The 10,388-nt window shown below is 61.8% G+C and carries 10 protein-coding genes; 2 read left to right on the top strand and 8 right to left on the bottom strand.

All coding sequences use genetic code 11. From position 1 onward, the window contains the following. Positions 1–724 precede the first annotated feature (724 nt). Both NKI08_RS34025 and NKI08_RS34030 read left to right on the top strand, forming a co-directional pair. The gene (locus NKI08_RS34025; RefSeq protein ID WP_352775802.1) at positions 725–1,012 is read left to right on the top strand and encodes a hypothetical protein; all 288 of its coding nucleotides are present in this window, start codon (positions 725–727) and stop codon (positions 1,010–1,012) included. 372 nt (positions 1,013–1,384) lie between these two features. Continuing rightward, positions 1,385–1,630: a type II toxin-antitoxin system Phd/YefM family antitoxin gene (locus NKI08_RS34030; protein WP_352775805.1), complete on the top strand. Its 246-nt coding sequence runs from the start codon at positions 1,385–1,387 to the stop codon at positions 1,628–1,630. A gap of 413 nt (positions 1,631–2,043) precedes the next feature. Here the strand turns inward: NKI08_RS34030 and NKI08_RS34035 are convergent, their stop codons facing one another. The 8 genes from NKI08_RS34035 to NKI08_RS34070 all read right to left on the bottom strand — a co-directional run bounded on the left by NKI08_RS34035 (position 2,044) and on the right by NKI08_RS34070 (position 9,213). Then, entirely contained in the window at positions 2,044–2,874 is an 831-nt protein-coding gene (locus NKI08_RS34035; RefSeq protein ID WP_352474307.1) for a BtpA/SgcQ family protein, read from the bottom strand. Then, positions 2,871–3,779, bottom strand: coding sequence for a ribokinase (locus tag NKI08_RS34040; protein ID WP_352775808.1), 909 nt, complete (start codon positions 3,777–3,779; stop codon positions 2,871–2,873). Before NKI08_RS34040 ends, NKI08_RS34035 begins: the two co-directional genes overlap by 4 nt. A gap of 3 nt (positions 3,780–3,782) precedes the next feature. Beyond that, positions 3,783–4,553: a glutamine amidotransferase gene (locus NKI08_RS34045; RefSeq protein ID WP_352775811.1), complete on the bottom strand. Its 771-nt coding sequence runs from the start codon at positions 4,551–4,553 to the stop codon at positions 3,783–3,785. A 27-nt stretch (positions 4,554–4,580) separates the two neighbouring features. Then, positions 4,581–5,669 carry a phosphotriesterase family protein gene (locus NKI08_RS34050; RefSeq protein WP_352775814.1) on the bottom strand — a complete coding sequence of 363 codons (1,089 nt, stop codon included), beginning with the start codon at positions 5,667–5,669 and terminating at the stop codon, positions 4,581–4,583. Between the two features lie 4 nt (positions 5,670–5,673). Next, positions 5,674–6,678, bottom strand: coding sequence for an ABC transporter permease (locus tag NKI08_RS34055; RefSeq protein WP_352775817.1), 1,005 nt, complete (start codon positions 6,676–6,678; stop codon positions 5,674–5,676). Next, positions 6,675–7,472 carry an ATP-binding cassette domain-containing protein gene (locus tag NKI08_RS34060; RefSeq protein ID WP_352775819.1) on the bottom strand — a complete coding sequence of 266 codons (798 nt, stop codon included), beginning with the start codon at positions 7,470–7,472 and terminating at the stop codon, positions 6,675–6,677. Before NKI08_RS34060 ends, NKI08_RS34055 begins: the two co-directional genes overlap by 4 nt. Before the next feature lie 74 nt (positions 7,473–7,546). Beyond that, entirely contained in the window at positions 7,547–8,485 is a 939-nt protein-coding gene (locus tag NKI08_RS34065; RefSeq protein WP_352449198.1) for an ABC transporter substrate-binding protein, read from the bottom strand. A 116-nt stretch (positions 8,486–8,601) separates the two neighbouring features. Next, positions 8,602–9,213 (bottom strand): cupin domain-containing protein, encoded by a 612-nt coding sequence (locus NKI08_RS34070; RefSeq protein ID WP_023679230.1) that lies wholly within the window; start codon positions 9,211–9,213, stop codon positions 8,602–8,604. Between the last annotated feature and the right edge of the window lie 1,175 nt (positions 9,214–10,388).

Consider the following 10,388-nt stretch of genomic DNA (forward strand, 5'->3'; position numbering starts at 1 on the left):
CCCGTACTTCCATCCTATCGGGGAACAACCACCCGCTCTTCAATATGTGACCGTTTCCGGCTTCAGGGCGACTCGCTCCGCGATTACCCCATGTTTGAAATTTCGCGTTCGCTTCGTTACGCCGCTTCCTGCCTTTGCGTGACAACTGCGTCATCCAGCGGGCAGTGCAAGTAAAGCGCCACATCACGACCGATGCGGAATCCGTCAAAGAGGTGCGAAACTTCGTAGGAGCAAGGTCTTCGCGAGTGCCGAGCAGGGGATATTTGTCACCACCGCCTCTCGTTCTCGAAAGTAGCGCGAGCGCTACCGAGGAAGGCCCGAGAGACGAAGTTAAAGCTGCACCTGGAGCTGATCGACGGAGAGCGGTTGCTTGAGATGCTTTACACAACCAACGCGCCGAAGCCTGCCTTGCCTCCGCCGCCGGTCAAACTCGACCAGGAATGGCGGGACGTCGATGGCCCGGGTCATTCTCGCACTCGACTTTTTACTGATTACATGAGCGGATGGCCCCGTTGGGGGAGCCGCAGACGCGCTCGGCCGAAGGTGTCTGGCATTTGGTCTGAGATCGATCGGGTCGAAGCCAATTTCCGCCTGCTGCGCTTCACGCTATTGCAAGACATTCAAATTTGAGCTTCCGCACTCATGCTTTGTCGAGAGTATCTCCGTAAGTTTTAGCCGTTCTGAATCGCCGTCGGCGATGATGACGACGAAATAGGAGAACGCAATGGCTCGCAATCACGTTGAACGTCTTGGAGAGTTTAGGGAAATCTTGGTCGCGACGCGGCGCGAAGGAGTCCGTAACGTGCACCATACTCGCGACGCAATGCGGGCAAGTGGCTTTCAGATCGGGGACAGCGACGGCTCCAGCTACGGAGCCGAGCTGAAGGTGCTCCAAGAGGAAATTGAGGCAGTCGATCGCGCCATCGAAGACGAGAAGCGGTTGTCCCTGGCCCTCGAGAGCGCGGCTCAATCCCGCCGACCGACTAAACCGAGAATCGTGAAGGGAACATAGAGTCCGGTAAGGCCCTTGGCGCCCGTCGCGTCGATCGCCTTCGGTCGGGCTCGTCGCCGCCGTGGTGCAGCGCCTAAAAGCGGACGTTTCGCTTTCGGCCCCTAGCGCAACGTAGAGCATCTGCTCGGCAAAAATCGCTCCTGTGAACTCCGACCTCGTATGGCGGACCAACAGGTTCGGCCAACATCAGGTGAGACGTAGTCCCAACAAACATGCAGTTCAGACAATCGATTACGCGTCTTTGTTGAAGTCGTGCCATGCTGCCGATCCGAGAGGGTCGGCCACCTCCAGCATCCTTCACTGACTGAAATACGCTTGAAAATCGGGGCCCCATGTAGACTAAGTTGCATGGACTAAGTCATGAGGCCCGCAATGCGCACCGTCAATATCCACGAGGCCAAGACGCATCTGTCTCGTCTTGTCGACAGGGCGGCCAAAGGCGAATCCTTCATTATCGCCAAATCCGGCAAGCCGATGGTCAAGGTCGTTGCCATAGACGCACCTGCGGCCGGCGAAATGCGTCGGGTGAGGTTTATGGCCGGGCGGTTTTCAGTTCCGGACGATTTTGATCGCATGGCCGATGACGAAATCGAGAAGCTGTTTGGCGGCCATGCATGAAACTTCTTCTCGAGACCCATCTTCTGCTCTGGGCGGCGGGCGAACCCGAAAAGCTTCCGCGTGCCGGCCTCGCTGAGATCGAGAATGCCGACAACCACTTGACGTTCAGCGCCGCAAGTCTCTGGGAGATTGCCTTTAAACGCGGTCTGGGGCGCCCTGACGTCAGGGTTGATGCGCGTCTTTTACGTCGGGGCCTGATGGACAATGGCTATCATGAGCTGCCAATCACCGGCGAGCATGCCGTTGCGGTGGAGGGCTTCCACCCATCCACAAGACCCCTTCGATCGGATCCTGATTGCTCAATCGATTGTGGAAGGCATTACTTTGCTAACCGTCGACGATCTGGTCGCGCAGTATCCTGCGCCCGTCCGTCGTCTCTGATCAAGCGGACCCCAAGCGGTAGGGTAGTCCAGTTATCGCTTCAGACCACCCATGAAAGCCTTTACTCGAGCAGAGTCGACTTGGTTCCACCAGACGCCGTCGTGCTTCAGCGCGCTGGCGATGATGACCCCGTCGACAATGGCGAGAATATCCTTGGCATTGTCCGGCGTGACACCGCTGCCGACGAGCGTCGGCAGGCCGGCGGCCTGCTTGATCATACTTATGTAGCCCAAATCCGCGGCGTGGCCGGTGCGCTGGCCAGTGGCGATGATGGCGTCGGCGTCGAAGAAGACCAGGTCCTTGACCAGTTCCTCCACCGGGCGGTCGGCGACGATGGCGTGTGCGCCATGCTTGACATGGGCATCGGCGAAAATGCGGATGCCGTTGGCACGCAGCCTGGCGCGGTAGCGTGCCGCGCGGCCCGATTCGCCTTCGACAAAGCCCTCATTGGCGACGTAGGCATTCGCCCATTGATTGACTCGCACGAAGCCGGCGCCGGCTGCGCTGGCGATCGCCAGGGCCGGGATCGCGGCATTGGCCAGCACATTGATGCCGATCGGCCTGCCGAGTTCGCGGCGGATGCGGTCGGAAACGACCGCCATATAGGCCGCCGTCTCCGGGCCGATATCATCAGGCTTGGCGAACGGGATGTCGCCATGGTTCTCGACGATGACGCCGTCGCAGCCGCCGTCGAGATAGGCCTTGGCGTCGTCAAGCCCGCGCTGGTAGATCGCCTCGATAGCCTCGCCGTCATAGCGCGGCGCGCCGGGCAGCGGCGCCAGATGAACGACGCCGATCACCACCTTTGTGCGGCCGAAAAGGTCCACGAGCGCGTCGCCGCCGGATTGGCCGAGCTGGGTCATGAGAGCTCCATTTGATCGATGAGCGCCGCCATCTCGGAGGCGGAAGGACAGGATGCCAGCGTGCCCGGCCGTGTCACGGCGATTGCGGCGGCGGCGAGCGCCAGCTTCAGCGCCGAGATGACCGGCATGCCCCGGGCAAGCCCACCGGCCAGACAGCCGCAGAACACATCGCCCGCGCCGCTGGTGTCGAGCGCTTCGACTCGCGGCGCCGGCAAACGAAGCGGCTCTTCATGGCCCGGGCCAAGCAGGAGACAGCCTGCGGCGCCGAGAGTGATGACGACGGTGCCTGCGCTTTTGGCCACCAGCGCATCGGCCGCCGCCGCGATGTCATCCCGGCCGGTCAGGGTTTTCGCCTCAGATTGGTTGACCACCAGAACCTCCGCCAGGCCGAGATCGGGCAGCGAGGCCGTGTCGATCGGGCTGGCGTTGAGAACTGTGCGCGCACCGTTTTTCTTTGCTGCTCTGAGGCAGGCATTGGTCACGGCAGTCCGCAAATTTCCCTGGCACACGAGGATGTCGCCGGGGGCGATCCAGCGGACAAGTGCTGTTTGCGCCACCGGATCGAAGGCTTCGCTGCAGGCGACGCCGCTGACAATGAAATTCTCTCCGCCTTTATCGACGACGATGGTCGAGCGGTCGCTCGGCAGCTCGAATTCGATCACCTCAAGGTCTGACAGCTCGCCGTCGAGGCGGCTCCTGATCCACGCGCCAGCGGGGTCCTTGCCGAGCGCCGTCCAGAACGTCACTTCTGCACCAGTCCGTGCTGCTGCGACCGCCTGGTTGGCGCCCTTGCCGCCGGGCCCGTCGGCATAGCTCACGGCATTCAAAGTCTCGCCCGCGGCAGGGAAGCGGCCGACGCGAAACACGGTATCGACGCAGGCATTGCCGACGACGTGGACATGCATGGCTCAGCTCTCACCGGTCGCCCAGCCCAGCATCTGTTCGAACAGGGTCTTGTAGCCTGGCCAGGCGATGAATTGCGGCGGCAGCCAATGCGGCCCGACATCGGATGTCCAGGCCACGGTGCGGCCCTTGCCGTAACGGCCGGTGACAAGCAGCGGCAGCGAGCCATAATCCGACGACACGCTGGCCAGGACCTCGGCCCCGTCCTTCAGCGTCACCTCGTTAAAACCGAGCAGGATCGGCCAGTCCGAGCCGAGGCCCCTGAGGATGGGATGGCTCGACCCTGGTTTTGGCACCGGCGCAAAACCTTCGGGAACCTCGACGCGGTCGTCGTAGGCCAGGCAGTTCACCGGCAGCACGTCCTCGACCGGGGTCTTGTGGTAGCGCGCGCCGCCATTGATGCCCTGGAAGCTGTAGTAACCGCCGAACATCAATAGACCGCCGCCGCCGCTGACGTAATCGCGGAGCAGGCGCAGGCGGTTCGGCGTCGGTTTGGAGTGGACCCAGGTGTCGGGATGCAGCAGCAGCGTGTTGGCGCCGATGTCGGAGAGCACGACCGCGTCATAGGCCGACAGCGCCTCCATGGTCTGTGGAAAGCCGCGCTGCGCCTCATGCGCCGGCATGAACGTGACGTCGAAGTCGGTCGCCTTCAGCGCGCCCAGCAACTCGTCTGCGCCGGTGTGGTAGGTAACGGTCGGAAACTGGTCGAAACCCTTGATATGGGTCGCGGTCGACACCCAGGATTCGCCGGCAAGCAGGATCTTCTTCTTGGACATTTGAACTCCAGTGTAATTCCAGGCCGCTTAGAGCCGCGCGAATACGCTTTTCGGATTGGCGATCAGCATGCGGTCGATGGCCGGCTGCTCGACGCCATGGCGTTTCAGGCGCGGTATGAAATGCTTCAGGATGTAGCCATAGCCGAAGCCGCCGAAGCGCGTCAGCATGATCTTGAGGAACACATCCTGCGACAACAGCAGGCGGTCGCCGAAGCCCGCCTCGACAAGGGCGGCGACGGCGCGTGCGTTCTCTTCGTCGGAGGGCGATTGCGCGTCCTGGTCGGCATAATAATAGTCCATGCCGATCATGTCGTATTCGAGGAACGCGCCGCGCCGGGCGAGGCTTTTCTGGTAGTCGGAATCGTCGTGGCTCGGGTTCATGTGGCAGAGCACGGTGTGGCGAAGATCGGCGCCTTCGGCCTCGACGATATCGAGCACCTCGTGCGCAAGCCGCTCCCAGCCGGGCAGATGGATCGACAGCGGCACGCCGGTTATGCGCGAGGCGCGTGCCGAAGCTCGCAGCGACTTTCGTTCCTCGGCGGTGAAATCCTTGCTGACGCCGACCTCGCCGATCAGCCCGGCCATGATCGGCGGCTGCGTCTCGCCGCCGCCGACATCGTTGACGATGAACTCGGTCACGGCGTCCACATCCATCGCCTTCAGCCATTCGGGATGGGTGTGCTCGAGATAGAAGCCGGTGCCCATGACGATCTTCAGGCCGGACATGCGGCTGATGCGAGCGAGCTTTTCGGGGGCGCGGCCGATGCCGATATTGGTGGCATCGACGACGGTGTGGCCGCCCAGCGCGCGATAGCGCTGCAGCTCAGACAGCGCCAGGTCGGCGTCGTCGAGCGAGACGTTGTCGCGGTTGACGTATGGGTTCATGCGCAACTCGCCGATGATCTCGATGTTCACCGGCTGCTCGGCGATCGCCATGTCGTCGGGATGGCAGGGGCATTTCCAGCTGCGCGCGCCATCGAGCAAGATGTGCTCGTGCATCAGCGTGATGCCCATGTCGTCGACCGGAACTGGGCCGAGCACGGTCATCACATGGCCTGTTTCGACCCCGATCGCCAGCCGCTGGCCCGGCACTGCGTCATCGAACAGACCGCTCATCGGCTCAACGGCTCCGCACGGCGCCGCGAAACAGGCGGAAGTTCAGCCAGATGGCGATCAGGATGATCGTTCCGGTGACTATCGGCGTCAGGAAAGGCGACAGATGCGCCAGGATCAGGCCGTTGCCGATGACGGCCACGGTCAGCGCGCCGAGCACCGTGCCGATGATCGTTCCGCGGCCGCCGAACAGGCTGGTGCCGCCGAGCACGACGGCGGCGATGACTTCCAGCTCGAAACCCTGGCCGGCATTCGAAGATCCCGATCCAAGCCGGGCAGCAATGATGATCCCGGCAAGGGCTGCCGCGGTGGCGGAAATCACATAGACGAAGAGCGTCGTCTGCCGCGTGTTGACGCCGGCGCGCCGCACCGCCTCGGCGTTGGCGCCAATGCCGGTGACATAGCGGCCGAATGGCGTCTCGTTGAAGGCGAGATAGGCGATGGCCAGGATCGCCAGCGCGATCAGCGCCGGCACCGGCACGCCAAGAAACCAGGCGCGGCCCAGCACGGTGAAAGCGCTTCCGGGCTCGATGGGGATGGAATAGCCGCCGGTGATCAGCAGCGCCACGCCACGGATCACCGAAAGCCCGGCAAGCGTGACGATGAAGGACGGGATGCCCTCATAGGCAATGAAATAGCCCTGTACCGCCCCAAGTAGGGCGCCGAGCGCTAACATGGCGAGGATAACGACTGGCCACGGCAGGCCAAACTGCAAAACCGTCGCCGACAGCGTCGCCACCAGCGCCAGCACGGAGCCGACCGAAAGATCGATGCCGCCAGTGGTGATGACGAAAGTCATTGCCGCGGCGACGATCAGCAGCGGCGCCGACTGCCGAAGGATGTTCAACAGATTGGGCGATGTCAGAAACGCGTCGGTCGCAACCGAGAAGATGATGCAGACGACCAGAAAGAACAGCGCGATTGAGACGACGCTGCCATTGGCGACCAGCGCATCGCGCCAGGTGCCCCTGCGTACTCGTGAGGGCTGGGCGGTGTGGATCGCGTCGCTCATGCCGGCGCTCCACCGCGATAGCCATTGGTGGCGGAACGCGCACTGAACTTGCGGCCGACGATCAGATTGACCACGTCTTCGATATTGGTCTCGCCGATCAGCCGCTCGGCGACATTGCGCCCTTCATACATGACCTGGATGCGATCGCAGACGAGGAACAGATCCTGCAGCCGGTGGGTGATCAGGATGACGCTGACACCGCGCGCACTGACCGCGCGGATCAGTTCGAGCACCGCCTCGACTTCGGCCACGGCAAGCGCTGCCGTCGGCTCGTCCATGATCAGCACGGCCGGCTCGAACGAGGCGGCGCGGCCGATCGCGATCGACTGGCGCTGCCCGCCGGAGAGGTTTTCGACCTTGAGCCGCGTGTCGGCAATGACGATGCCAAGCCGATCGAGCATCTGGCGCGTCTCGTCATGCATGCGCTTCTTGTCGAGAAAGGAAATGCCTGCGATGCGGCGCCGCGGCTCGCGGCCAAGAAACAGATTGCCGGCAACATCGACCGTGTCGCACAGCGACAGGTCCTGGTAGACCATCTCGACGCGCGCCGCACGTGCGTCCGCCGGGGAGCTGAAGATCATCGGCTTGCCGTCGATCTCGATGGTGCCGGCGTCGGGAACCACTGCCCCAGACAGCACCTTGCTCAATGTCGACTTGCCGGCGCCATTGTCGCCGACTAGCCCCAGCACCTCGCCCGGCTTCAGCGTCAGCGACACGTCATCGAGCGTCTGGATGGCGTTGTAGCGCTTTGAGATGCCGCTCATCCGCACCCGATAGGTCTGGCCACTGCTCATCTGGAATTCCACGCGATTGCAAGGGATCCGCGGCGCAGCCTCGGGCGGCGCCGCGGCTCGGTCGCCGACGCAGTTTACTTGAACATCGCGCGATATTGGTCGACATTCTTCTTGGTCACGATCGTCACCGGGATATTGATGATCGGGTCGATTTTCTCGCCCTTCTTGATCTTGCCCAGCGCTTCGACCGCGGCCTTGCCTTCGCCGGCCGGATCCTGCTGCACGACCGCCACCACCCAGCCGTCATCGATGCCCTGAACGGCCTGCTTGGTCAGGTCCCAGCCGAACACCTTGACGTCGCCGGTGCGGCCCTGGCTGGTCACCGCCGAAACGGCGCCGAGCAAGGCCGGCTCTCCGGTCGCATAGAGCGAGTTCATGTCCGGATTGGCCGTCATCAGGTTTTCCGAAGCGCTCAAGGCGGTCTCCTGAACGTTCTGGCCGTCGACTGTGTCGAGGAAGGTGACGGCCTGGCCGCTTTCGGTCACCGCCTTCTTGAAGCCGTCGAGGCGCTGGTTCTGGATGAATGAATTGAGTGCGCCGACGATACCGATCTTGGCCTTGCCGGCCATATCGGTCTTCACATAGTCGGCGTAGAATTTGCCGATGTCCTCGCCGGCCTTGGTGTTGTCGACGCCGATGAACGAAATATTGTCGCCGTCGGGGATCTGCGCGTCGATGGCTATGACGGGAATGCCGGCCGCCTTGGCTGCAGTAATCGCAGGCTTGACGCCGTTGACGTCGATGGCGACCAGAATGATGCCGTCGACTTTCTGCGTGATGTAGTTCTCGATCGCGTCGTTCTGCGCGCTCGGCACATTGTTGGCGTTGAAAATGACCAGCTTGGCGCCAGCGGCGTCGGCAGCCTTTTGCGCGCCCTCGTTGATCTGGTTGAAGAACAGGGCCTGCTGGTTGATGTTGACGAGAGCGAACGTATCGGCAAGCGCCGATCCCATGGCTGCCGAGCCCATGGCAATGGCGGCGGCACAGCCGGCGAGAAGTTTGAACAGACGCATTTCGGTTCCCCTTGCTTGCGGACCAGACCTCGGCTGGTCCCGTTGGTGCTACAGGCACGAGGCAAGCATTCAAGAGACTTGAATATTTGTCAATCCAAATGAACGCACAGCGTTGCTCAGAAAGTCGCCGGCGTGTTGACCCAGAAAATGCTAGCGCGTTCCTCGCCGATGTTGCGGTAATGATGCGGCAGCTCCGACCTGAACACGAAGGCATCACCCGTGGCGAGAGCATGGCTCTTGCCGTCGACGATCAGTTCGATCCGCCCGGCGAGCACGTAGCCGACTTCCTCGCCGGCATGCTGGATCGGACCTTCGCTCGAGCCCTCTGCCTCGATGTGATGGATGTTGCATTGTAAGAGGTGGCCAGGCGAATACGGGATGATGCGTTCGAGCGAAATTCCTTCGCCACGCCGTAGCGCGTCGAGCGCGATCAAAGGCCTTGCGCCCGCCCGGAATACGATCGCCTCGTCGTCGTCGACTTGCTCGAACATCCAGCCGATGTTGGTGTCGAGAACCTCGACCAGGCGGTGAAGCATGGGCAGGGACGGCGAAGCCTTGCCGTTCTCGATCTTGGACAGCAGGCTTTCCGAGCAATTCGCAGCCGCGGCCAGCGTCTTCAGCGTCATGCCGCGTGTCTGGCGGGCGAGGCGCAGCCGAGTTCCAAGTCTTGCGGCATTTACGGTGGCGTCCGTTTCTGATTCTGGCCGCCGTCGATCGATTTTGTTCATCTGTTCGCCAACCATTCAACGGTCAAGGGCAACTATCGCGCGAGCAAAAGACCTCGGCTGACGATTTGCAAGTGCTGATGCGTCAAATTCGAGACTGCAGCCGTAGCTGCCTCATCCGGCGAATGCCGTTCCCGCATGAACCGTGCTGATGATCCCGCGCCAGTTATCCCCTATCGCTTGGCTGTCCATCGTGGTCGAAATCGCCAGCCGTTACCGCGTTTGCGTTATGTGGCGAGTGGACTTGGAACGACAATGCGGGCAAGGCGGGCCACGCAGCCAATCTACACAACCACGGCCGCGCCGACACGATCTGTCACCGAATTGCGGAGCGCGCCCAGAAGTCACCCGCGGCAGCGCCCCATGGAGTTACGCCCAGGGGCGTAGGCTCTCGATAGCCGCGATGTATCCAATGAAATCCCTGGGGCAGTCGCGCACCGCTTAAGCTTCGGCAATTTTGAAGAAAGTCCAACAGAATTAATGGACTAGCACCTTGCTTATGTAAGTTGCGGAAGTGACGCGCGGTTAATGCTTTAGAAGTATAGACACATCGACACGAGGTGCGAAGAAGCAACGCCAATACAGCTGGTTGGTTACAACATATTTATTTTCGCAGATATGGTATTGCCCGTCCGGGGATTCCTGTACCCGGTCCCGTGGGATGGTGAAATTATGCGGCAAATAAGTGTACCCGCCGTCCACCCTGGACCGCACCGAAGACCGGGGTATGGCGCGGCAATCTGAACCGCCGCAGCACTTGAATTTGGTCTGGGGGTCAATCTTGTCTTCGTACCAATCATGGGCGTTAGCGGCTGTTGCGGCGGCGATACACATCGCCGTGAAGATGAGCCTTCGCATGGCATTCCTCAAGTATCTGGCAGGCGCTGCTCGTTGGGGCTTCCATGTATATTAGCGTTCCATTGAAAATACCATTGGCCTCCGACCGACTTAACGCAGCTCCAGCAACCGACGCTCGCAACGGAAGACCGCATTGGGTCACGTCAGGACGACACTTGCGCCGACCAACGGTCAGCTCTTGTCGCTCCGCGTTGGAAACCCGACCGTTTGCTCTGCGCCAATGCACGAACCCGCTTCGCGGGAGAGGCGCCTCGTTCTGAGATGGCGCGACTGCCATTTTGACTTGAGCGGGTAGAGGGGTCGATCTGACCATGGAGTTC

The sequence above is a fragment of the Mesorhizobium sp. M0768 genome, from assembly GCF_040320195.1.
In the GTDB taxonomy this organism is placed as follows: Bacteria; Pseudomonadota; Alphaproteobacteria; order Rhizobiales; family Rhizobiaceae; genus Mesorhizobium.